The 22,865-nt window shown below is 64.0% G+C and carries 21 protein-coding genes and 1 tRNA gene; 11 read left to right on the top strand and 11 right to left on the bottom strand.

The annotated features are described in order from the left end of the window. The 7 genes from SH412_RS01920 to SH412_RS01890 all read right to left on the bottom strand — a co-directional run bounded on the left by SH412_RS01920 (position 1) and on the right by SH412_RS01890 (position 9,239). Entirely contained in the window at positions 1-1,344 is a 1,344-nt protein-coding gene (locus tag SH412_RS01920) for a glycosyltransferase (protein ID WP_336521816.1), read from the bottom strand. 40 nt (positions 1,345-1,384) lie between these two features. Next, positions 1,385-3,646: a serine/threonine-protein kinase gene (locus SH412_RS01915; protein WP_336521815.1), complete on the bottom strand. Its 2,262-nt coding sequence runs from the start codon at positions 3,644-3,646 to the stop codon at positions 1,385-1,387. A gap of 166 nt (positions 3,647-3,812) precedes the next feature. After that, on the bottom strand, positions 3,813-4,424 hold the full coding sequence (locus tag SH412_RS01910; protein ID WP_336521814.1) for a DUF7691 family protein: 612 nt from the start codon (positions 4,422-4,424) through the stop codon (positions 3,813-3,815). A gap of 35 nt (positions 4,425-4,459) precedes the next feature. After that, the gene (locus SH412_RS01905; protein ID WP_336521813.1) at positions 4,460-6,889 is read right to left on the bottom strand and encodes a DUF1553 domain-containing protein; all 2,430 of its coding nucleotides are present in this window, start codon (positions 6,887-6,889) and stop codon (positions 4,460-4,462) included. A gap of 53 nt (positions 6,890-6,942) precedes the next feature. Further along, complete coding sequence (locus SH412_RS01900; protein WP_336521812.1) at positions 6,943-7,203, bottom strand: hypothetical protein; 261 nt, start codon at positions 7,201-7,203, stop codon at positions 6,943-6,945. 18 nt (positions 7,204-7,221) lie between these two features. Next, on the bottom strand, positions 7,222-8,610 hold the full coding sequence (locus SH412_RS01895) for a DUF1501 domain-containing protein (RefSeq protein WP_336521811.1): 1,389 nt from the start codon (positions 8,608-8,610) through the stop codon (positions 7,222-7,224). Positions 8,611-8,807: 197 nt separating this feature from the next. Then, the gene (locus SH412_RS01890) at positions 8,808-9,239 is read right to left on the bottom strand and encodes a GNAT family N-acetyltransferase (protein WP_336521810.1); all 432 of its coding nucleotides are present in this window, start codon (positions 9,237-9,239) and stop codon (positions 8,808-8,810) included. Positions 9,240-9,431: 192 nt separating this feature from the next. Between SH412_RS01890 and SH412_RS01885 the strand changes: the two genes are divergently transcribed. The 4 genes from SH412_RS01885 to SH412_RS01870 all read left to right on the top strand — a co-directional run bounded on the left by SH412_RS01885 (position 9,432) and on the right by SH412_RS01870 (position 13,416). Beyond that, the gene (locus SH412_RS01885; RefSeq protein ID WP_336521809.1) at positions 9,432-10,154 is read left to right on the top strand and encodes a hypothetical protein; all 723 of its coding nucleotides are present in this window, start codon (positions 9,432-9,434) and stop codon (positions 10,152-10,154) included. A 40-nt stretch (positions 10,155-10,194) separates the two neighbouring features. Beyond that, on the top strand, positions 10,195-11,145 hold the full coding sequence (locus SH412_RS01880; protein WP_336521808.1) for a Gfo/Idh/MocA family protein: 951 nt from the start codon (positions 10,195-10,197) through the stop codon (positions 11,143-11,145). A gap of 163 nt (positions 11,146-11,308) precedes the next feature. Further along, complete coding sequence (locus SH412_RS01875) at positions 11,309-12,727, top strand: aspartate aminotransferase family protein (protein ID WP_336521807.1); 1,419 nt, start codon at positions 11,309-11,311, stop codon at positions 12,725-12,727. A gap of 14 nt (positions 12,728-12,741) precedes the next feature. Then, positions 12,742-13,416 carry an HAD family hydrolase gene (locus SH412_RS01870; RefSeq protein ID WP_336521806.1) on the top strand — a complete coding sequence of 225 codons (675 nt, stop codon included), beginning with the start codon at positions 12,742-12,744 and terminating at the stop codon, positions 13,414-13,416. A 307-nt stretch (positions 13,417-13,723) separates the two neighbouring features. Here SH412_RS01870 and SH412_RS01865 read toward each other — a convergent pair whose 3' ends face one another. Next, complete coding sequence (locus tag SH412_RS01865) at positions 13,724-14,974, bottom strand: hypothetical protein (protein ID WP_336521805.1); 1,251 nt, start codon at positions 14,972-14,974, stop codon at positions 13,724-13,726. Between the two features lie 225 nt (positions 14,975-15,199). On the opposite strand from SH412_RS01865, the gene SH412_RS01860 reads away from it, so the two are divergent. Then, positions 15,200-16,300 (top strand): cis-3-hydroxy-L-proline dehydratase, encoded by a 1,101-nt coding sequence (locus SH412_RS01860; RefSeq protein WP_336521804.1) that lies wholly within the window; start codon positions 15,200-15,202, stop codon positions 16,298-16,300. Between the two features lie 49 nt (positions 16,301-16,349). Continuing rightward, positions 16,350-17,354 (top strand): NAD-dependent epimerase/dehydratase family protein, encoded by a 1,005-nt coding sequence (locus tag SH412_RS01855; RefSeq protein WP_336521803.1) that lies wholly within the window; start codon positions 16,350-16,352, stop codon positions 17,352-17,354. On the opposite strand, the gene SH412_RS01850 is transcribed toward SH412_RS01855, so the two are convergent. Further along, positions 17,351-17,992 (bottom strand): RsmD family RNA methyltransferase, encoded by a 642-nt coding sequence (locus SH412_RS01850; protein WP_336521802.1) that lies wholly within the window; start codon positions 17,990-17,992, stop codon positions 17,351-17,353. The genes SH412_RS01855 and SH412_RS01850 overlap by 4 nt on opposite strands. A 45-nt stretch (positions 17,993-18,037) precedes the next feature. Next, the gene (locus tag SH412_RS01845) at positions 18,038-18,583 is read right to left on the bottom strand and encodes an FHA domain-containing protein (protein WP_336521801.1); all 546 of its coding nucleotides are present in this window, start codon (positions 18,581-18,583) and stop codon (positions 18,038-18,040) included. 490 nt (positions 18,584-19,073) lie between these two features. On the opposite strand from SH412_RS01845, the gene SH412_RS01840 reads away from it, so the two are divergent. From SH412_RS01840 to SH412_RS01820, 5 genes are all read left to right on the top strand, one after another. Further along, complete coding sequence (locus SH412_RS01840) at positions 19,074-19,394, top strand: HU family DNA-binding protein (protein ID WP_336521800.1); 321 nt, start codon at positions 19,074-19,076, stop codon at positions 19,392-19,394. A gap of 522 nt (positions 19,395-19,916) precedes the next feature. Further along, a complete protein-coding gene (gene csrA / locus SH412_RS01835) occupies positions 19,917-20,138 on the top strand; it encodes a carbon storage regulator CsrA (protein ID WP_336521799.1) in 222 nt (73 codons plus the stop codon). A 138-nt stretch (positions 20,139-20,276) separates the two neighbouring features. Then, positions 20,277-20,349 (top strand) — tRNA-Glu (locus SH412_RS01830). 83 nt (positions 20,350-20,432) lie between these two features. Beyond that, the gene (locus tag SH412_RS01825) at positions 20,433-20,702 is read left to right on the top strand and encodes a hypothetical protein (protein WP_336521798.1); all 270 of its coding nucleotides are present in this window, start codon (positions 20,433-20,435) and stop codon (positions 20,700-20,702) included. A gap of 92 nt (positions 20,703-20,794) precedes the next feature. After that, entirely contained in the window at positions 20,795-22,228 is a 1,434-nt protein-coding gene (locus SH412_RS01820) for an IS1380 family transposase (RefSeq protein WP_336519468.1), read from the top strand. A 193-nt stretch (positions 22,229-22,421) separates the two neighbouring features. Here the strand turns inward: SH412_RS01820 and SH412_RS01815 are convergent, their stop codons facing one another. Next, the gene (locus tag SH412_RS01815) at positions 22,422-22,844 is read right to left on the bottom strand and encodes a hypothetical protein (protein WP_336521797.1); all 423 of its coding nucleotides are present in this window, start codon (positions 22,842-22,844) and stop codon (positions 22,422-22,424) included. Between the last annotated feature and the right edge of the window lie 21 nt (positions 22,845-22,865).

Below are 22,865 nucleotides of genomic sequence, written 5' to 3'. Positions count from 1 at the left end.
TCAGATCAACCCGCGGAGGAGCTGCTGATAGTCGCGGGCCATCCGCCGGGCGCCCGCAAAGCGCTCGACGAGGCGCCGACCGTCGTCGGCGAGGTTCATTCGCCAGTCGTCGCGTTCGGTGAGCAGACCCAGCGCCCTCGTCAGATCGCGGGGAGAGCCGTCAAACAGGAGTCCGGTCACCATGTCTTCAATGACTTCTGCGGCGCAGCCGACAGGAGTCGAGACCACCGGCAGGCCGCTGAGCATCGCCTCCAGCATCGCCAGCGAACACCCTTCCTGGTTGGAGGCGAGACAGAAAATGTCGGCCGCAGCGTACAGATCTCCCATGCCTCCGTTGCTCGACGTGAAGATAGCGCGTCCCGGAAGGTGCTTGTCGGCAAGCTGGCGGAGGCTGGATTCCAGGTGCCCCGAGCCGATGACCAGTAGTTTGACGCGAGGGGGCAGGCAACCGATGGCTTCGATAATGCTGTCGACTCGTTTCTCGGCGGCCAGCCGACCGCAGAAGGCGACGACCAGGTCCGACCGGGAAAAACCGAGCAACCGGCGGGTTTCGTCGCGGTCGCGGGAACGGACCAGCCGACGGTCGTCGATGCCGTTGTAGATCACAGTGGCGGGAACGTCGACGCAGACTCGATGCCGGACCCGATGGCTGACCGCGATGAAGTGGTCCACTGTGCGCCGGCTTCCTTCGAGGAAGAAACGATTCCATGGACCGTCGCCGTGGACAACCTGAACCGAGAGGGGACGCGGAGCGTCGCCGAGGTATCGGTCGAGCTGGATGCCCCAGCTCAACAGGATGTCCGCGTCGCGGGCCGCCGCCTGCACGGCCCGCGGCCCGCCGACCTCGACCGAGATATTGGCCTCCGCCAGGCGAGTCACATACTCGACGTCAATCGTGGCGGCATTGACCGCCACGTGACGGGAGATCCGCATGACTGAGGGATCGAGAGAACCCGCGAGATCGAGCAGCCACTGTTCCGCGCCGCCGAGTTGCAGGTGCGGGCCGATGTGCACGACATTGAGGGGACGTCCGGACCGGGGCACCGAGGGCTGTCGACAGACAGGAGCTGCGACCGGTGTCGCAATCCCGGCGGCCGGCTCCGATTGAAGATCGATCTCGGCGGTCAAGAAGTCGTAGTAGGGACTGGGATGGCCGGTCGCGAACTGGCTGGCAGGCGAAATCGCAAGCTCATCGGTCCGCGAGGCGGCGCCGAACAGGTAATAGGGGTCGTCGATTCGACCTGCCGCCTGCGGTGCTGCGGCCTCCGGGCTGCCTGGGGGCGAAAACGCCCCGGTGTTGATCTGTTTGGGGACGAACCCGCCGTTAAAGGAACTGGACGACATCCGCAGTGGCCCTTGGAAGAGGAGAATCGTCGAGGGGAGATCAGTGCGTGTCGGGGGCACGCGCTCCGACGTAGGAGGGGAGGCCATCGCCTGCGCCGCCGGAGGCCGCAGGGCTGGTGGCTTGCGGGCGCAGGAAGCCCGGTTCGCCGGGCGATCGCGACTCCAGCAGGGCGTCGCGAACGATCAGCCCCAGCGGAGAGGCGAGCGTGGGATCGGCGGCGTTTCCGTCTTCGCAGATATTGTTGAAGAAGCGCCACTTTCCCGAGCGTCGATCAAAGTCGGGCGTCCAGGCCGGTCCGCTGACCGCAACCAGGAGATTGTTGCCGACCTTGCCGTCGAACTCGGCGTCGGCCGGTCCAAGTTGCAGCCAGTGGCGGACTTCGAAAAAGGAATTGTTGCAGATGCTGAATCCGCCGCTGCCGGCCGCGGCGGGGAGCCGCAGGTGGATCGCGTCGCCGTTGCGAAAGACGTTGTGCTCGATTCGAACGTTGCGGGCGGCGTGAGCCAGCTCGATGTGCGTCCCGTCGCCGAAAAACTCGTTGCCGTCAATCAGGACCTGGTCGGCCTCAACAGCCGTAGGCGTATCCTCGCGGCCTGAGAAGATCCCGTACTTTCCCGTCGCGAAGCGGCAGAGGCGGATCGTCAGGGGCGCCTCCGCGGTTCCGCGGCACTCCCGGGCCAGCATCAGATTCGCCCAGGTGGCCCCCGGCGGCTGTGCAATCGTCAGGTCCTGGAGAGTCGTTCCGGCAAGATCGCCGCTGAGATAGACGGCATGATGTTCGGCGCCCCCATTGACGAAAAAACCTTCGACGAAAACGTCGCGCGTCCCCATGATAATGAGCGAACCGAACCGGCCATTAGGATTGGACGCGTTGATGGTCGCGTGCTGCGGGGAAATCAGCCGGACGCCCCGGAGGCGGACGGGCTCGTCGATGACGATCGGGCCTTCGTACCCGGCGTTGTCCAGGACGCGAATTTCATCGCCGGGTCCGGCGCTCTTCAGAGCGCCGCGCAGCGAGTCGAAGTCCGCTGTTCCGTCGGAAGCCACGGTCCAGGTGCGGGGAGCGCGCGGCCCGGCGTCGTGAGGTTCGGGCGCTGCCGGTGTGACTGGGACGGGCAGAACCGACGTTACGCCAAGCGGTTCTTTGTCCGGATGCTGCTGCGACGGGAGAAACGCTGGTCGGACCACAAAGGCTCCGACCAGGGTCGCGGCCATCGCCGCCAGGGCGATGCGCCCCAGCGCTCCGCCTGCCAATCGAGGGGGGGGCACGGAGATACGGTCGTCGGAGAAAACCTGCGTCACTTCGAAGTCAGATTCCAGCGCCTCCTGCTCCGGGTCAAGGCAGCGGCTCAGCGCCTGATCGACTTCCTCCGCGGAGCCAAACCGCGCGGATGGCTCCTTCTTGAGCAGTCTGTCCACGATGCGCGCCAGCCCCCGGGGGACTCGTACGTCGAGCTTGTTGAGCGGTTGGGGCGACGCCTCGATGATTCGCCACGTTGTGGTCGCCATCGTTTCGGAATGGAAGGGGGACTCGCCCGCGACCATCGCGTAGATCACGCAGCCGAGGCTGAACAGGTCGGTCCGGTGATCGATCGTTTCACCGCGGATCTGTTCCGGAGACATGTAGTTTGGAGTGCCGAGCGGACGACCGGTGGTGGTGAGATTGTCGGAGCCTTGCGCAAGCATGGCGAGGCCGAAGTCGGCGATGCAGGCGTTTTTACCTTCCTTGTCGAGGAGGATGTTCGACGGTTTGATGTCGCGATGAATGACGCCAGCGACATGTGCGACCGCGAGGCCGCGAGCGAGCTGACGGGCGATCGAAACGATCCAGTCGACCTCGCGCGTCGGGTGCTGCTCCAGCCAGGTCTGCAGGCTTCCGCCGTCGATCCGCTCCATCACCAGATAGAGCGTGTCACGTTCCTCAAACATGCCGATGACGGGCACAATATGTGGGCCGCGGAGGAGCGCGCCGGCCCGTGCTTCGCGGAGGAAGCGTTTGCGGAACTGCTCGTCCTGCGAGTTTCTCGGCAGCAGCACCTTCACTGCGACCGATTGTCCCGTCGTCAGGTCCCGGGCGGCATAGACGATGCCCATGCCACCCTGCCCCAGGGCGTGCAGAAGCTCGTAGTTGCCGATCTTCCGGACAACACCCGGAGCGGGCACTTTAACGGTGAGGTCGTGGGCGTGATTGGTTTCTTGCACGGGTTCAGCAGCCAGGAGTTTGGAAGAAGCTGACGGAACGCGTTGAAGGGTCCTGTGGAGCGACTTAGGACGGGTTTGTGATCCGCGCGGGGTTAGCAACGAACAGGATTGGCAACGAAGCCTGCAGGGAATGGTATCGCGCGCACGATTCCCGTTCAATTTGTTTCAGCGGTTCCGGCACGGCCCCCGTAATCCTGGCCGGCGGTCCGCAAAAATACCTAGCCGCCCGAGAAGTATTTCCACCAGGATTGGCGGGAGCCGGCCCTCAGTGGCGGAAGGATACGATGGAAACGCCCTGCTCCAGGGCTTCCTTCAGCACCTCGCGGTAGGCGTCCATGTCTTCGCTGGCTTCTTCGTTGCTCATCTGACGGCCGAGGACTCCCTTGGTGAGCCACGACAGCAGCGTCAGGGAGAAATTGCGCGTTGCCCGACGCGGAGCCGCATCAATCCTCTGAATCTCCGCCGGAATGTCTGCCAGCGAGAGATGGCCGATTTCCGGGAAATCTTCTCCGGTGCAGGGAATTGGCAACGGCGGACCGGAAGCGATCAGTTGCGACCGGTAGGGGTGATCCCGCACGGCGGCTACGTCGCCGTCGATCATCTCTCCCAGATGTTCGCAGAGGATCTTGAGGACGTAGCCATAGACCGGAGCGGCGGCCTTTCCGTGTGAGATCGCCCCCGCGACGATCGCACCGAGAGCGACTTCCGAGGACGGCAGCTCGCCGGGGGCGCCTATGTTTTCGAAGAAGTCGTCGTTGTCGCGCAACGCCTGCGATTGCGCCTGCAGCACGTTGGCCAGGAACCGCTTGTCGCGCGAGCCGAAGACCGCCTTCAGCCGGTCGAGGTCGACGCCGTAGAACATGTGGCAGTAGCTCATGGCGGCGACTTCGAATTGAACTGAGATCCGGCGGCCTAATGCTGAAACAGAAACTCCCGGCTGGTCAGCACGCTCCAGGCCAGATCTTCCAGCGCCTGCCGGCGATCCGACTCGGGCGTCTCCGCCAACAGCGGGAGAATCTGCTGCAATTCGGCTTCTCGCGGCAGACGCGACAGTGCCGCCAGGAAAAACTCTTCGACGACCTGGCGGTCGGGCGTCTTGTCGGCGATCCAGCGGGCGATCCGACCTTCCTTCGCTTCCAGCTTTTCGAGGACCGTTTTGCCGTTCGCCAGGTGCAGCACCTGCGTCATGTTCGGTTCGTCCGCCCGCTCGCAGGTGCAGGTCAGCACCCGTTCCGGCCGGCCGAACGTATCCAGGAAGTAGGAAGCGACGCTGGCGTCCGGAAGCTGCAGGGCCCGCGTCCCGGCGGGATAGTCCTTGAACGGCGTCGGCACGTCGGTCGCCTGGGCGAAGGCGTCCAGCAGGACTTCTGCTGAGAGACGGCGGGGATAGAACCGGGCGTAGAATCGCTCGTCCATCGAGTTCTCGGGGAGGATTTCCGACGATCGCTGGTAGGTTTCCGACGTGAGAATCAGCCGCATCAGCGCCTTGAGGTCGTACTTGTTGCGGACCAGTTCGGCGGCGAGGGCGTCGAGCAGCAGCGGATTGCTGGGGGGATTCGTCAGTCGCAGATCATCGACCTGCTCGACGATGCCGACCCCCAGGTAGTTCGCCCAGACGCGATTGACGATGGCCCGCGTGAAGTAGGGGTTCTCGGGCGAGCAGACCCAGTCGGCGAGGGCTTCCCGGCGGTCGCGCGGGTCGTCGAAGGCGAGGGGTTGCGCATCGAGCGGACGGGGGGGCTGCGGCTTTCCGGTGCGGGGTTGGATCACTTCGCCGCGGTTGGTGGCGAAAATCATCCGGTTGCCGTCGCCGTTGCGGAAGTCGCCCCCCCAGCCCTTGCCACGGACGCGGGCGAAGAGACTGGCCATGCCGTAGTAATCGTCGTTGGTCCATTTTTCGAGCGGGTGATCGTGGCAATGGGCGCACTGGATCGACATCCCGAGGAAGGCCATCGAGACCGTCTCGGACATGTCCTGCGGGTCCTGGTGGAGGGCGTAGAAGTTCGTCGCGCCGTTTTCGAGGGTGCTTCCCTGGGCAGTCAGGACCTGGCGGACGAACTGGTCCCAGGGCAGATCCTCGGCAACGCGCTGGCGAATCCACTGGTAATAGGCTTTCACGGCGTCGGGCCGCAGCCGGCTGCCGGTCACCAGCAGCAGATCGGACCACTGGTAGGCCCAGTAGTCGACGAACTCAGAGCGGGTCAGCAGCCGGTCGACCAGCTTCTCGCGCTTGAGCGGATCGGTATCGGTCAGAAAGGCTCGGACTTCGTCCACCGTCGGCAGGACGCCGATCGTGTCGAGCTGCGCCCGGCGAAGGAACTCGACGTCGCTCGATCGCGGCGACGGCGGGACGTTGAGCGATTCGAGTTTCGAGAGGACCAGCTCGTCGATCAGATTGGCCCGCGGTGAGGCCGCGAAGATTTGCGGGGCGACCTGGTGCGTATAGGGGACGGTGACCGTGGCGGTGACGTTCTGTGCGAGATACCAGGCGGTGATGGCCCCTTCGCCGCTGCCGGTGACATCCACCAGGCCCTGGTCGTCGACGGTGGCGACGGAGAAGTTGGTGCTGCTGTACTTGGCCCAGCGGGTGACGTCTTCGGAGCGGCCGTCGCTGAAGTGCGCCCGGACGACAAACGGCTGCTTCGCTCCGACGGTCAGGCGCACGGCGGGCGGCAGGATCTCCAGACGCTGGATGCGGGCGTCCTCGGCGGCGGGCCCCGGCTGACCTTGGGCGATCCATTCGGAGAGGACGCGGTATTCGTAGGAGTCTTCGGAGAAGCGCAGCCCTCCCTGATGGGGAATGGCGCCGGTCGGCTTGGTGAGGATCAGGCTCCGGCCGGGGTCGTGCGGGACGATGCGTCGGCCGCGGGCCTGGCGGGTGATGGTGTTGAAGTCGGTTTCCGGGTCGTAGCCGCGCAGGGAGAGTCGAAAACCCCCTTTGCCGGCAGTTGCGCCGTGGCAGGAACCCATGTTACAGCCGGCCTTGGTCAGGACGGACTGGACGTGGTTGCGGAAGCTCCAGGCGTGCGACTCACCGAAGTCTTTGACGACGACTGGAATCGTGGCCGTGTCCGCGCCGGCACGGACCGAAACGGTCGCTTCGCCATTACCGACGGGGAAGATCCGGCCGGCTTCGATTCTAGCGACCTGCGGATCCGACGAGGCGAATTCGAGACCCTCTGAGATGTTCCCGAGGACGCGGCCGGCAGAGGTCTGCTGGACGACGAGCGGCTGGGCGGCTTCGCGGCCGGTGAGTTCGACGGCCGCCGGGAAGACGGCGATGCCGGCGTGGGCGGGGATGGAGGCCAGGCAGAGAACAATCAGGCAGGCAGGGCGCAACATGGGGGAGGGCTCGATTGTTGGTGATCTTTTGATTCGCGGGTTGAGGACTGCACTCAGGCGATACTTCCCGGCGATAAGTCGCTGTAAATCTCCATCTCGGGATCGTCCCAGCCGGCGCGACGCGCGGCTTCCGCCAGCAAGTAATCCTGCTCGGCATCGCTGAAACCGCCTGCTGCGGACGCGCGGGAGAGCGATTCGAACTCGTCGGCCGCCACTACGATGTTCTCGGCGTGCGTCTCGGGATCTTCCACGCGGACCGGAGCGCCGCCGGCCGCCTGCAGAGCCTGCTGCAATTCTTTCGGGAGAGCGATCATCAATGTGCCTCGCGCGAGTTAGCCGAACAATTCCAGAATCGGCTTCGTCCCCGAATCGACCAGCGGGAATGGCCGGCCGGCGGGGCCGGGAAGGTGGTGCTCCACGCTGTAGCCGAGGCTGTGGTAGATCGTGGCCACGACTTCGGACGGCGTGACCGGTCGTTCGGCGGGGAAGCCGCCGACGGGGTCGCTTTTGCCGATGACCTGGCCGCCCCGGACGCCGCCGCCGGCGAAGTAGACCGTCCAGCACTGCGGCCAGTGATCGCGACCGCCCGCCGGGTTCACGCGGGGGGTACGACCGAACTCGGAGACGTTACAGACCAGCGTGTCGCCCAGCAGTCCGCGCTGGACGAGGTCCTCCAGCAGGGCGGAGTAGGCCTGGTCGTACATCGGGGCCACGATGTCCTTCATCCCTTCGATCGAGGTGAATGGGGCGGTGCCGTGGATGTCCCAGGTGACTTCGTTGAAGACGGTGAGGAACGTATTGATGGTGACGAAGCGGACGCCAGCTTCGACGAGCCGGCGGGCCAGCAGGCAGCACTGGCCGAAGCGGTTCATGCCGTAACGCTCGCGGACTTCGACCGGCTCCTTCGACAACTCGAAGGCCTCGCGGGCCTGGGGGCTGCTCATAATGCGGAAGGCAGACTGGAAACCGGAGTCGAGAAGCTTGGCGTCTTCACTCCGCTCGAACGCAGCCAAGGTCTGGTCGACCGCACTGCGAAGTTTCTGCCGACGTTCCATCCGGACTTCGCCGATCTGCTTCGGAGGGAGCAGGTCGGGGACGACGAAGTCCGGCTTGGAGGGATCGGCATTGAGGACGAAGGGATCGTAGGCTTTGCCGAGAAATCCCCCCGCCTGACCATTCGGAAGATTGCCGCCGCCGGCGCCCATTAACTCAGGGAGAACCACGAACGGAGGCAGGTCGGTCCGGCGGCCCATCAGATAACTGGCGACTGCTCCGGCATGGGGCGTATTAATCCCGCCGGAAAAGAAACGACCGGTCTGCATCAGCTCCCAGCCGACGTCATGCACGGCGGGGGCGTTGTCGTTGACGCTGCGGACCAGCGAGAAGTACTTCGCCAGCTTGGCGTGGCGGGGCAGGATCTCGCTGATGCGGATGTCGGACGACGCGGTGGAGATGTCTTTGAAGGGCCCGCGGATTTCGAGCGGGGCCTCGGGTTTGGGGTCGAAGGTGTCGAGCTGACTGGGCGCCCCCAGGTTGAAAATCATGATCACGGAGCGATTCGCGTTTCCGGGGGCGGCCCCAGTTTCCGCAGCGCGGGCTTCGAGCTGCTGCAGATGGGCCAACGACAACCCTGCGGCGCCGAGCGTGCCAGCCTGGAGAAAATCGCGGCGGGTCACGCCGCCGCAGGTCTGGGCCGTTCCCTGTCCGGTGAGATCGAGCATGGGTGAAATTCTCCGGTCCGGCGATCAGCAACTTTTCGACGAGATCATTCCGCACAGCGGCGGAATCGATCAACGTCAGTTTACGTGATTCGGGCCGCCGACGGCCAGCAGGAACTGACGAACGGAGCCGACGGCCAGCACGTTGTGGACGGCGCCGCCAGATCTGGCTTTCCGCATTCCGCTGTCAGCTCACTCGCTCAATAGCTCTCGCGGGTCTGCAGAAAGAGAGCCTTCTTCTCGCCGGGAAGCGTAAAATCGAAGCCGCAGCGCTGGAAAAACTCGTCGGACGAGGTGACGGCCATCAGCTCGAAGACGCGACGTTCACGGGCGCGATCGATACAGGCTTTGACGAGGGCCTTGCCGATCCCTCGGCCTTGGAAGTCGTCGGCGACGGCCAGACTGCGAATCTCGCCCAGCTTGGTCGAATAGATTTCCAGGGCCGCAAAGCCGACGATACGGCCGTCGGCGATGGCCACAAATCCGTTGTCGGTCAAATCTTCCAGCTCGTCGCGGGTCCGCGGCAGCAGACGTTCGCGGGCGACGAACGGCTCGATGAACCGCCCCAGATCCTCGACATCCCCCGGCGCGGCCGGACGGACCAGAAAAGCGGGAACGGGCTCGGCTGACATCTTCGATGATCCGTGGAACTGGCGGGAAATCGAGCGTGATCGTCGTCGGTCACCTGGAGAGCGTCAACCCCGCACGGCCCCCGTGGTGCGAAAGTCGCCGCAACGGGGAGCGATTGCACAGGGTCTCGGCATGTCGTCTAATGCGAAGCTGGCAGCGTGCCAGTCTGCGGACGAATTGTGAGAGGATATCCTATGAGACAGCCAACCTCGGTCAACCTCTGGTGTGGCATCGCCGCTGTCGTCGCCGTCGCTGCCATGGCGATGCACGGGCCGCTGGCGGCTCAGACCCCCAAATCGAAAGCTGCGAAAGCGAAAGGGGGGAGCTTGGCGCCGGCCGCCTCTCCCGCAGTCCGTGCCATCGATGTGAAAGTGGAAAAACTCCAGGACGGATTTGTCCGGGAGTCGACCGACATTATCAAGCAGTACGAGGACGCCGGGCAGTACGACCGGGCGAAGTTTCTTTGCGAAGTGCTGCTGAAGCTCGATCCGAAGATGCCGGGTCTCAAGGAGAAATTGGACAAATTGACGGATTTGTCGCTGGAATCCAATGAGTTCGAGTTCGATCTGGACGTCAGCCGGGGCTGGACGAACGTGGGAGCGATGGCCGTCAAGGATCGTCTGGTGCGGATCGAAGCCAAAGGTGATTTCAAGTTCTCTGTGACTCTCGAAACCACTCCGGACGGGTTGCCGACCGACGATGCCGCCGCCGACTTCGTCGCGGGGATTGCACCCGGTGCGTTGATGGGCGTCCTGGTGGTCGACAACAAGCCGGGCAAGCCGTTTGCGATTCGCAGCCGGCACGAGTTTACTCCGGATAAGAACGGCGTCCTGCTCCTGAAAGTGAATGCTCCCAACGGTCACAAGTGCAGTGGAAAAATCCAGGTCAAGCTGAGCGGGTTTTCTCGCGGTTCCTGAAGCTGACTCTCTGCGTTTGTCTCCAGAAGCAGAATTCTCCATGAAGCTGGGCGTGATTGGTCTCGGTCGGATGGGCCGGTTCCGTCTGGAGCAGTTGCGACTCTTTGACGAAGCGGAAGCCGTCATCGGCTGCGACCCGGATGCTGCGGCTCGCGAGCGGTCGCGAGAACTGGTTGGTCGTACGACGTCTGTGATTGATGACGTCTGGTCCGCTCCCGGTCTCGACGCCGTCCTGATTGCGTCCTCGCCCGACAGCCAGATTTCGCTGATCCGCGCGGCGACTGAACGCGGATTGCGAGTGGCCGTCGAAATGCCCCTGGCAATCTCAGCGGACTTGCAGGAACTCTCCACTGCCGAACATGTGCTGGTGCTGCACGACCCCGAGAGTGACACGGATTGGGCTCTCGCCCAGCATCTCGTTGATTCCATGTCTCTCGGAGACGTGCGAAATGTCCGTTATGTCTCCCGGGAACTTCGGCTGCCGGAGTCACACGGAGTCTCGCTGAACAGGTCCGTCCGAATGGAACACGGAATCCTGGAGCGCTTCGCTCCGTCGCTTTTTGCGCGACTGTTTCGGCTGATCGCCACGCCTGAGAGCGCATTCGGCCGAGTCTTCCGGGACGCCTCCGGGATCGAGACAGGTTTTGCCGCCTTCTTCGCGGACCGGGCGGGGCGAACGGCAAGTCTCGAGTTTCGGATCGATTCACTGATCGGCGAACGATCCGGCTGGGTGATCGATGGAACTCTCACAACTCTTTCCCGCAAAAGACTTTACTCCCGACTGCCCGACGGGGAAATTCTGGACCAGCCTGCCGGTCTGGATTCCGACCATGACGCCCATTCCGCCGACCTCTGGTGGAGACGGCTGAATGACAGGGAGTCGTGCCGACGTTCGATGATGTCGGCGATCTGGGCGGCGACCGCGGTGGCCGCTGTCCGGGAATCGGACCGAACTGGCACTGCGGTGACGATCGCCGGACGTGCGGATTGACGAGTTTCGGGGCCAGTTCGCTCGCCCCCGTGACAGAAGAGGGGGCTGCGTGGCATAATTGTGTCCCCGCCGAACCCGCCTGGGTTTCAGGCGTCTGTCCTGCCGTACCCCAGGGAAACTGCAACCGCCCGCCCCGCCGTTCCGTTCTGGTTCGAGGACCCCCATGCCCAAAGCCATTCAATTTGCTGGTGAAGATCGTTCGAATGCCGCCCGTCGGATTATCGCCGAGCACGAGCCGCTCGGCCTGCGGACCTTTACCCCCACGCAAGCGGTCTTCGCCAAATCCGCCGGTCCTTATCACTGGACGCCGGAGGGGCGGAAGCTGTTCGATTTCTCCTCCGGCGTGCTGGTTGCGAACTTGGGTCATAACCCCAAGCGCTGGATGCAGCAGTTCGCGGGCTACATGGGCTGGCAGCCGGAGTACTTCGGCGGAGCTCCGGCTCGCGCGGGGGAATATGTTGAAGCCTTGACGATGACCGCCTACAACGGCGTCACCGAACTGGAGACGGAATCGGTCGAGCGGCTGCTGGCCAATCTGAAGCGTTCGCCCGGCAGCGACCGACTGCAGACGATCATGTGGGCGGCTTCAGGGTCCGAGGCCATCCAGAAGGCGCTCTGGGTGGCGCTGGCCCGCGATCGGACGCGGGACATGATCATCGCCACCCGTTACGGCTTTCACGGCAAAAAGGGACTGGCCAACGCCGTCACCGGCAGCGAAAAAGACGCCGAGCGCGATCCGCGAGTCCGTTTTATCAGTTTCCCGATGGAAGAGATCGCCGACTGGAACGGCGACCACGACAGCATCAGCCTCGATTCCTATCGGCAGGAACTGGAAGCCCTGTGGCACCAGTATGGCAGCCGGCTGACGGTGCTGATTACCGAGCCCTATCTGGGCGGCGGCGGCAGTTTCCATCCGCCGCTGAGCTATCACCGGCTGCTGCAGGACTTCTGCCGGAAGCACGACATCCTGCTGATCTTCGACGAGGTGCAGGCCAACTTCGGCCGGACCGGCAAGATGTATGCGTTCGAGAAGTACGGCGTCGAGCCCGACATGGTGGTCCTCGGCAAGGGGCTCGGAAACGGGGTGCCGGTGGCGGCGGTGGCGCTGCGAAGCGACTTGGCGGCGACCCTCAAGTATGGCGAAGCTTCGGACACCTGGAGCGCGAATCCACTTTCGTGCGCGGCGGTGCTGGCGACGTTGGACGAGTTCGAACAGACCGACGTCCTGGCTCACACGGAAGAGCTGACTCCCGTCTTCCTGCAGGGACTGGAACGGCTGAAGGAAACCGGGCTCGTCACGAAAATCCGCGGCGAAGGTCTGGTTTTTGGCATGGAATGCGCTCCCGTCGGTGATCTTTCGGCGGCCGAGGTGGCGGCGAAAATTGTCGAAACCTGCTACTTGGGTGAGCACAACGTCGGGATCCATCTGCTGGGCGCCCTGGCTGGTAAGGTGCTGCGAGTCAGCCCGCCGCTGACGATCACGCACGAGGAGGCGAAGGAGTCGCTGGAACTGCTCAATCGGCTGCTGGCCCGCCTGGGCAAGCAGCTCGGCGCCCGCTCGCTGGCGGGCGCTGCCGTTTGAGAAGCCCCTCCTCCATGCACGTCCTCCTGTTCGATATTGACGGAACGCTGCTGAATGCCGGGGGATCCGGCCAGGCGGCCATGGAGGCGGTCCTGGCGCGCGAGTTCGGCGCGTCCGGCCCGGTGGAGGGAATACCCACCGCCGGCCGGACCGACCGAGCAATCACGCGAGACCTGTTCGCGTACTACAGTCTTCCGGACGATGAAGCCTCGTGGAATCGCTTTCACGAGGCCTATTTTACAGAGCTGCCGCAGCATCTCAGCGGACGCGAAGGGGTGGTGCTTCCGGGCGTGCGACCGCTGCTGGCGACGCTGACGGAGCGGGAGAACGTCACGCTGGGACTGCTGACCGGAAACCTGGCGCGGGCCGCCAGGGTGAAACTCGAACACTTCGAACTGCACTCGCACTTCGGCTTCGGCGGCTACGGGGACGAGCACGCGGATCGGGACGATGTCGCCCGGCAAGCCCGCCAGGAAGTCCGTCGGCGGCTGCCCGAGGTGCCGGATGAACGGATCTGGGTGATCGGCGACACGCCTTCGGACATCCGCTGCGCGCGGGCCATCAATGCCCGGGTCCTGGCGGTGGCGACGGGGATCTTTCGGTCTGACGAGCTGTCGCCCCATCAGCCGGACGTGCTTCTGGAGGATCTGTCCGATCTCGCGGGAGTGCTGCAATCGCTGGGCTTGTGATCGACGAATCTCTCACACCGTACAGCGCGGAGCCGCAAAAGCAAAAACGCCCCCGACCGTGATTCGGTCGAAGGCGTCTCTGTATGCCCGGGGTTTGAATAAACAGATTCCGGCGATGACTCATCCCTGACAGGGCATACCCAAAAATGATGCGGCCATTATCGAGGGTGCAAGCCTTCCGTCAAGAAAATTCCGTGAAGGTCGAGCAGATTTTCCCAGCCGACGGAGCCTCGCCGGTGGCCTCAACACAAACAATGACACATCAAGGCTTTGCGGCTGATTTCGCACCGTCAACCATCGCCAGAATTCAGTTAAACCAGACGGCGAACCCGATAAACTGCCCCTGAAACGTCTGCATCAGGCGATTCCAGGTTTCCTGGCGGGTGCAGAGCCCCCGTTCGACGAATGGAGCCACGCCGGCGCCGTGTGCCCAGAGCACCAGGTCAAGCTCCCGCGGCTCTGTGAAGACGCGTTTCAAATTGATTCCGTATTCCCCTTTCACGCGCCAGTGCGGGGCCAGCTTCCGGCCCTGCAGCAATTGCTCGGCTTCATCCAGAAAGGTATGCCAGCCGGCGATCATGTCCTGGGTCACGCGGACACCCGGAATGACGCCGGTCTGCCGTGGATTCGGCACCCATTCGCGGTCGTCGTCAGCCTCTTCCTGAATGGCCAGCCAGCTCAATCGGCTATGGCGGATGACCGCCTCCAGATGGTTTAGAGCTTCGGGACCGCGCTGCGGCTCTTTGACCGGCATTCGCAGCAGATGAATCGCGGCGATGGCGTCGGCGATGTCCTCCGTCCAGCGATTGTCGGGGCGGATCATCAGCTCCTCTTTGAGGAGCGGGTGCGCCGGCCTGGCGAACGCATGGGACGCGATGGCGTTGAAGAAGGCTTCGCCGTCGTACGTCAGCGCCATCTCGCCGAGCGCTGACAGCAGATGGCAGTAGCCGGCGAGCCAGTGGACGTCGCCGTAGTCGAAACTGATCGTAAACGCCTCGGCCTCGGCCTGCGTGAATTGCTGATCCGCTCGCGCATTGCGGCTGACGGCGGCATAGATCCGCCACAAGGTTTCTTCGTCAGTCGCCCGGCCGTCCCCGGTCAGATCGAGCCGGATCTGCGCAAATCGCAGGGGCAATTTGACATCGCGATCCTTGATCGCAGACAAGGTCTGCTCGGCCTTTGCCAGATCGTCGATCAGCGTCTGCAGCATCCGGCGAAAATCGGCATAGCTGATCGGTTCCGGATCGGGGTTCTCCGGCACCGGCATCTGCAACAAAGGGACTCGGATTCCGAGCGGAGTCCGCGAAGTCCCGGCGCCGTAGCGGTACAGCGACTGCCCGAAGTGCTCAACCGCCTGCAGAAACTGCAGCGCCCCCAGGCCGAACCGCGTCTGGTCGTCCCAGGGTTGAGCCTCCAGGTGCGCTTTCAAATCCCGCGCGCCGTCGGACAGACGTCCGGCCATCAGGAACGGCTCTGCACGCGGCGGATCGGCCGCGTTCGCGGTCAGCGAAGGTACTGTCAGACAGATTGCCAGGAATCCGGACCAGGAGCTGTTCATCAGAAGCGTCCTTGTGGCATGACCGGGTGTTGCCGCGAAGTGCGGCGCGAGTCGCCGACGGGAAATACCATCGCAGCCGGCGGCAAAGTTTCACGCAAGACCGCCCGGCCTGAGAGTTTGCAAATTCCCGGCGATCGGCGGCGATGCTGAATCGCGGGAACGCTGCGTGTAGAGTGGAGCCGATTCCCCCCGGCGCCACAGCGGCCCCACCCCGGACGACACAGCATGCGCATCACCGGACTGACGGTCTACCAGGTCGATCTCCCGTTGCGGGAAGGGGCCTACAAGTGGTCCGGCGGAAAATCGGTGACGGTCTTCGACAGCACGGTCGTGTCCGTGCAGACTGACGCGGGACTGACAGGCTGGGGCGAAGTCTGTCCGCTGGGCCCGGCGTACCTGCCGGCCTATGCGGCCGGCGTGAGGGCGGGGCTGGTCGAACTGGGACCGCAGCTTGTCGGCGAAAATCCGCTGGAGCTGGCAAAGCTCAACCGCCGGATGGACGCCATTCTGAAAGGCCATCCGTACGTCAAATCGGCGGTCGATATCGCCTGCTGGGATCTGCTGGGACAGGTCGCCGGCCTGCCGGTCTGCAGCCTGCTCGGCGGGCGCTATGGCGAGGATTTCGGGCTGTACCGGGCCATCTCGCAGGAGCCTCCGGAGGCCATGGCCGCGAGTGTTGCCGGGTATCGCGCGCAGGGCTATCACCGGTTTCAGCTCAAGGTGGGAGGCGATCCCGACGTCGACATCGAGCGGATTCGGGCCGTTCGGGCGGTCCTGCAGCCGGGCGACCGATTGATCGCCGATGCGAACACCGGCTGGACGCAGCACGAGGCCCAGCGCGTCGTCCGCGCGGTCCGGGACGTCGACGTCTACATCGAGCAGCCCTGCCTGACGTATGAAGAGTGTCTTGCGGTCCGGCGGAACTGCGATCATCCGTTCGTGCTCGACGAAGTCGTTGACGGGATCGACATGCTCGTCCGAGGCAAAGCCGATCTGGCAATGGATGTCGTCAACATCAAGATCAGCAAGTTCGGCGGGCTGACCAAAGCCCGGCAGGCCCGCGATCTGTGCGTTTCGCTGGGAATCGGCATGACGATCGAGGACAGTTGGGGCGGGGACATCGTCACTGCGGCGATCGCCCACCTGGCCCACAGCACGCCAACCGACTTTCTGTTTACGTCGACGGACTTCAACAGCTACGTGACGCAGTCGATCGCCGAAGGGGCGCCGCAGCGTCAGAACGGCCGGCTGGCGGCCTCCACGGCCCCGGGGCTGGGAATCACGCCGCGGCTGGACGTGCTGGGCCAGCCGGTCTGGTCCTGTTGAAGGGCCTCGGCGGATCGAATCAGATTCTGGGTCTGAGGAAAGTGTCGGCATGCGGGCGCTGGTGACAGGGGGCGGAGGATTCCTGGGAAGTGCGATCAGTCGCAGGCTGCAAGCGGTCGGGTATGAGGTTCGCATTGTGCAGCGGAGTCCGGCGCCGGAGCTGGCGGGAATCGGCGTCGAATGCCGCCGGGGAGACATCGCGGATCCGACCGTCGTGATGGAAGCGGCGCACGGCTGCGACATCGTGTTCCATACGGCGGCCAAAGCAGGGGTCTGGGGATCGGCGGCGGAATTTCACCGGGCGAACGTGACCGGCACGGAGAACGTGCTGGCCGCCTGCCGGGCTCTGCAAATTCCCCGACTGATCTATACCAGTTCGCCCAGCGTGGTTTACGGCGGCAGGGATGAAGCGGGGATCGATGAATCGACGCCGTACCCGAAGCGTTATCTAGCGCACTACCCGCGGACGAAAGCGATCGCCGAGCAGGCGGTGCTGGCGGCGAACGGGCCGGGTCTGGCGACAGTGGCGCTCCGGCCGCACCTGATCTGGGGGCCTGGCGACAATCACCTGGTCCCCCGGCTGCTGGAGCGGGCGAGAACCGGCCGACTGCGGCGCGTGGGGAGAGGAGACAATCTGGTTGATACGGTCTACGTCGACAACGCCGCGCAGGCCCATCTGCTGGCGGCCGAGCGGTTGCGGCCCGGGTCGCCCGTTTGCGGCAAGGCATACTTTATCACCAACGACGAGCCCGTCCCGCTCTGGAAGCTGATCGACCGCATGCTCGCCTGCGGCGGGCTCCCTCCCGTGAAGCGATCAATTTCCGCCGGGGCGGCGTATGCCGCGGGCGCCCTTCTGGAAGGTCTGTACGCGGCATTGGGCTGCCGGGACGAGCCGCCGATGACGCGGTTCGTGGCCCGGCAGCTTTCGACGGCCCACTGGTACAACATCTCCGCCGCGAAGCGGGACCTAGGTTATCGGCCCGAGGTCGGCGTGGAGGAAGGGCTGCGGCGGTTGCGGGACTGGCTGCAGCGGACTTCCGGCGAACCGGGTTAGTCGCCCGCGACTTCATCCGACTCTTCGTCGGCGACTTCGCCAGTTTCTACCGGGCCGGCGTCGGCGTTCTTACGCAACAGAAAGATCCGCATACTGGCGACTTCGAAGACCATTTCGGTTGACCATGCCGGCGGGAACGCGGGCTCGCATTGCAGCGGAGTCCGGATCACCAGGAGTGCGTTGTCGGTCGTCGTATCCGGTCGAGCCAGTCGTTCGAGGCAACGAAAGATTGGCGTCCCGGGCTTCAGGTCGTCCGCCATCTTGTACGGCGGATCGAAGAAGACGGCTCGATACGGCGTCCAGTCGCCAGTCCCCTTCGGCCGGAACGAGCAGCGGAGGACGTCGACCCTCCAGCAGAGGACGTCGTCCGTGACTTTCAGAATCTCGGCGTTCTTGCGGAGGAGCTCGTGGGCGCGATGATCGGCTTCGCAGAACACGGCGCTCTTCGCGCCGCGGCTGAGGGATTCGATCCCCAGGGTGCCGGTCCCGGCGAAGACGTCCAGGACGCGGGCGCCGGGCAGCTCGTGCCGGATCAGATCGAACAGCCGGACTTTCGCGCGATCGATGATGGGGCGAGTGGTCTGTCCGGGACTGGTCAGGAGTTTGCGATGCCGAAACTTGCCGGCGATGATCCGCATGTAATGCCACCGTTTGCGCAGGAGTTGCTCAGGAACTCCTGGAGATTATGCCTTGCGGCGGCGCTCAGCCCAATGCCGACGGATAATCTCGCTGACCTGAGCTTTGACGGGATCGACCCGCACCGGCGTCGTCTGCACCTTGCTGACTTCGTCAATCGCATCGCGGATGGCATTGGCCATCGCGGGGCCGATCTCGGCGGTATCGCCTGCCGCCGGACCGCCCGCGTCGTCGAGCCAGGCGGCAATATCGGCGTCGGAGGCGTCCTGAACGAGCTCCGACACAACCTTTTTCGGGCGTGGGGCGCTGGGGACGGCGAAAATCATGGCCCCGATTCGCAGTAGATCGCCGGGCTTGAGAATCGTCGGTTGAGCAATCGGAACGTCATTGATCAGAGTGCCGTTCTGGCTGCCGAGATCTTCGACAAGAATGCCCTCGGTCGTGTGAACCAGCCGGCAGTGGCGTCGACTGACCAGCGATGAGGGTAAGCGAACCTGGCATTCTTCGCCGCGTCCGACCACCAGCTCCTTATCCGGCGGCAGCACGAGTTTCTTGCCGGCCAGTTTTCCCGTCTGAATGACCAGTTCCGCCATGCTGTCCCGCCTTGCTGCAAAGCCCGATGGATCCCGTCCCGATTGCGGTGGCCGCGGGGATGACGTCCCCGGTCATCGTCAGCACGCCCTTGAAGGGATAACGCAATCGGTTGCCGGACGCAATCGGATGTGGAGCGCCATCGACCGTTTTTCACGCAGGAAACGTGCGAATCATGCGAAAAGGACGAAGTCGCTCGCCGGGTCTGTGGAATGACTTGCCAGGCTCGCCAAAGTGCGACGAATGAGCCGGTTTCTCATGGGATTCCGACGGCGTCGCCTCAAGAAACTGCGGGATTTGACGGCGGAACTGGCTGCGACTCGCGGAAAATCCCGGAAAAACCTGCAGAAAACTGGGGTTCATGTCATTGACTTTCGAATTTCGCCGCAGTTAACTACCCGCCAATGAGGATGCACGACGCCTCACGAGACATGGCAGTCGCATTCGTCAGGGATGTCAGAGAGACAGGAACGTCGCCAGCAGGAGTCCGGAATGGTTGAGAAGTCCCCCAAGCCGTTGTCGAAGTCCGAAGTGTTGAACGCGCTCGCCGAGAGCACGGGTCTGGCCCGGAAGGACGTGGCCAGCATTCTCACCGAATTGTCGGGGCTGATTGCGAAGAATCTCGGCAAGAAGGGCCCAGGCGTATTCGCCCTGCCAGGCCTGATGAAGATCACCGTCGTCCGCAAGCCGGCCACCAAAGGCGGCATGCGAGCGAACCCGTTCAAGCCGGGCGAGATGATGAAGGTCGCCGCCAAGCCGGCCAAGAACGTCGTCAAGATCCGTCCGCTGAAGAGCATGAAGGACATGGTCTGAACCAGACCGTCCTGCTGGACTCGTCAGTGCCTCATGAACGGCGCCGTGGGACGGTGACGGAGTTGTCCGTCGCCGTCGCTCGGGCTCCCTCTGGATCCTCGGGGCGAATCCGCGGAGCAGGACGACCTCTGCTCCCGAAACCGCCTGCCATCCCCCGGGTTTCTACCGGAAATGGCTATTGCGACCCGCATTTTTCCTGCAGGCGCCATATCTGCGCCTGATTCTCGCTTCACGCCAGTCCTGAAATCGCTCCGGGAACTCGGGTCGCCATTGCGCAACTTGAGCAGATTCTCGTATTGACCGCGATTTTTGTAACCTCTACAATCCTGAAGTGTCAGGAAGTAGGAGAGGGTCCGGACCGGGTCCGGTCGCTCTCAGGGTTGGCAACCTGCGCTCCTGCGGACGGGGATTGTGTCCGCGCAGAGCGCAGCGGCTGCAGCCGGGGAAATCGGCGGCAGCGGGAATTCACTCCCCGTGAATTCGCTTGCTCTCCCAGGTCGGCTGCTATGGGAGTGCAGAATCATGCTGGTGCTGTCGCGCAAGAAGAACGAGAGCATCGTGGTGGACGACGCCATTGTCATCACGATCATTGAGATCCGTGGCGACAAAGTCCGTCTCGGAATTGAAGCCCCGCGGGAAGTTCCGATTCATCGGAGCGAGGTGCACGCAGCCATTCAGGCCGGCGAAATCCAGTCCCACCTGCCTGGCTCCGAATCCCAGAACCACGAAGAACTTTCGACGTAACACCCGTTTGAGAGTGTTGTTACGCTCATCTCCCAGAATTTGGCCGAGATGACTTTCGCGTTTTTCCAGCAAATGTCGATTCCTGAGATTTGGCTTGCTTGCCGTTTCCTCCGGAACCGATATACTCTCGCGTCTTCCGGCCCCATCGTCTAGAGGCCTAGGACATCGGATTTTCAGTCCGAGAACAGGGGTTCGACTCCCCTTGGGGTCATTGGCTCGGGCTGTCTGCAGACGGCCCGAGCCAATGTTGTTTCTAGAATCTCATTTCGTCGACCGGCCCTTCGAGACACTGCCATGAATTCCGCAGACGGCTGGCGCAACCTGTTCGAAAACTGGCCGGCCTCAATCCCGCGGGCCGGGATGATCGTCACCAGCTTTGGCGAGTCGGTGCCGTTCCGGGATTTCATGATCTCCGGCTCCATTCTGCTGGTCGACCGCGATGTTCCGGACAGCTACGGCGCCCGGAAGGTGATGCTCACCTACGATTCCATCGCAGCGGTGAAGCTGACCAGCACGCTCGAACTGGCCCGCTTCCAGGTGATGGGCTTCCAGGGGACGCTCTAGCCCGAATTATTCACGGCGCTCCAATGCAAAGGCCTCCCGCGGCGTAGAAGGTGTTGTCAGATCAGCACTTCAACGCCACAAGGAGGCCGGGCATGAGTTTACAGGGTGTGCTGCCGTTTGTCCTCGATTTCCTCCCCCGAAAACCGATCGAAATCGAAGTCTCCCGGGCGCAGCTCACCGGCGACGCCGGGCTCTTGCCGATCCGCCAGTTCGATGAGGCGATTTGTCTGACGCAGCGCTTCGCCGACGCGCTGACCGACGCCCGAACCGGGGATGTCCGGCATTCGAATCGGTCGCTGGTCCGGCAGCGGATCTACGGCATCCTGGCCGACTACGAGGACCAGAACGACCACGATGCGCTGCGCAGCGACCCCGCCTTCAAGCTGGTCTGCGATCGCCAGCCGGACGGGCGCGATCTGGCCAGCCAGCCGACGCTCTCGCGGTTCGAAAACGCCGTCACGATCGCCGACCTCAAACGTCTGCGGGACGTCCTGTGCGATCAGTTCCTCGACGCCTTCGCCGCGCCCCCGTCCCGCATCACGCTCGACATCGACGCCTTCGACGATCCCGCACACGGCCGGCAGCAGTTGATCGCCTTTCACGGCTACTACGAGCAGTACCAGTACCTGCCGATCGCCATCACCTGCGCCGAGACGGACACGGTCGCGCTGGTCGGGCTGCGTCACGGCACCTGCGCGGCGTTCCTCGGAGCGGACGACGACCTGCGGTATCTCGCCCGCCGCATCCGCGAGCGATTCCCGGACGTGGAGATCGTCGTCCGCGGCGACAGCGGCTTCGGCGTGCCGCTGATGTACGACGTCTGCGCCGAACTGGGGCTGACGCACACCTTCGGCTTGGCGATGAATGCCCGCCTGAAAGCCGCCAGCGACGCCCTGCTGGCGCAGGCCCAGCAGCAGTTCGACGAGACCGGCGAAAAGCAGCGGCTGTTCCTGGCGCTGGAGTACCAGGCCGATGCGTGGCCGCAGCCGCGGCAGGTCGTCGTCAAGTGCGAAGTCCACGAACAGGGGACCAACCGCCGGGCCGTGTCGACCAACCGGCCCGGCTGGACCGTCAACCCGGCGGCCGTTTACGACGAGTACGCCGAGCGGGGCGAGAGCGAGAACCGGAACAAGGAGCTGAAGCGGGAGCTGGCGGCGGATCGGCTCAGCGATCACCGCTTCCTCGCAAACTTCTTCCGGCTGCACCTGCACACAGCGGCGTTGAACCTGCTCGTGCGTCTGCGGCGGGCGACCGCGCGCCCGCTCCCCACGATCGATCCGAGCGGAGAGATCCCGGTGGAAGCGTTCGCCGACCGGCAGCGGCGAGGCTGGTTCAATCGTCGTCGTCGCGAGGATCCGCTGGGCGAGGGGTTCGCTACGACATGGCGTCAGCATCTGATCAAGGCGGCGGCGGAGATTACGGTCAGCGCCCGCCGGGTGGTCGTGAAGTTGAGCGCGAGCTGGCCGTATGCGGAAGAGTACCGCCGGATCTCGCAGGCGGTGCTGGCTTGGCCGCGCACCTCCTGACTGGCCTCCTCCGTCGCGCCGCCACGGACCCGACATCACCATTCAACGTCCCCGGGGAGGGGGGCCTTCCGCGCACCGCCCGGCGCAGATCACCGTTCAACGGCCACTTGCTCTCAGACCGCTGCGACGAACCGGGTGATGAATAATGCGGGCTAGTCGCCCGCCGCACACGGCAGGAGGCCGTTGCCGGCCTTCAGCCGGCCCGTTCCAGCAGCGCCAGCGCTCCGAACAGTCGCGTCTGAATGGACTCCAGCATCAGGCGATCGGCGGGCTGAGTCGACAGTCCGCGCCACCGCCGCGGGTCGACGAAGAACTTGCACGCTTCGGTCTCGTCCGTTCCGGCGAACTTCCGCATCATCGCCTGCTCCTCGGCAGTCAGCTCGTGCGCCTGGCTGAGCTGCTCAAAGAGCGAAGAAGGCGAAAGCTTCTCCTGCTCGGCCTGTCGCCGCCGCCGGTCAACCGTATAGATCGCCAGCCACAGCACGCCGACGGCGCCGATCGCCGCGAACCACCATCCTCCGACAAACCGGTCGCCGATCGGTCGATTGATGTATTCGCTGGCGACTTCGAACGGATTGACCTTCGGAGCAGCAAGGAGCGGGGTGAGCCACGACATGGCGATTCAGTCCTTTGCCAT

Origin of the sequence: Planctellipticum variicoloris, from assembly GCF_030622045.1 — a bacterium.
Taxonomy (GTDB): domain Bacteria; phylum Planctomycetota; class Planctomycetia; order Planctomycetales; family Planctomycetaceae; genus Planctellipticum; species Planctellipticum variicoloris.
Note: the sequence above shows the minus strand (reverse complement) of the source record. Positions and strands in the feature narration are given on the sequence as shown.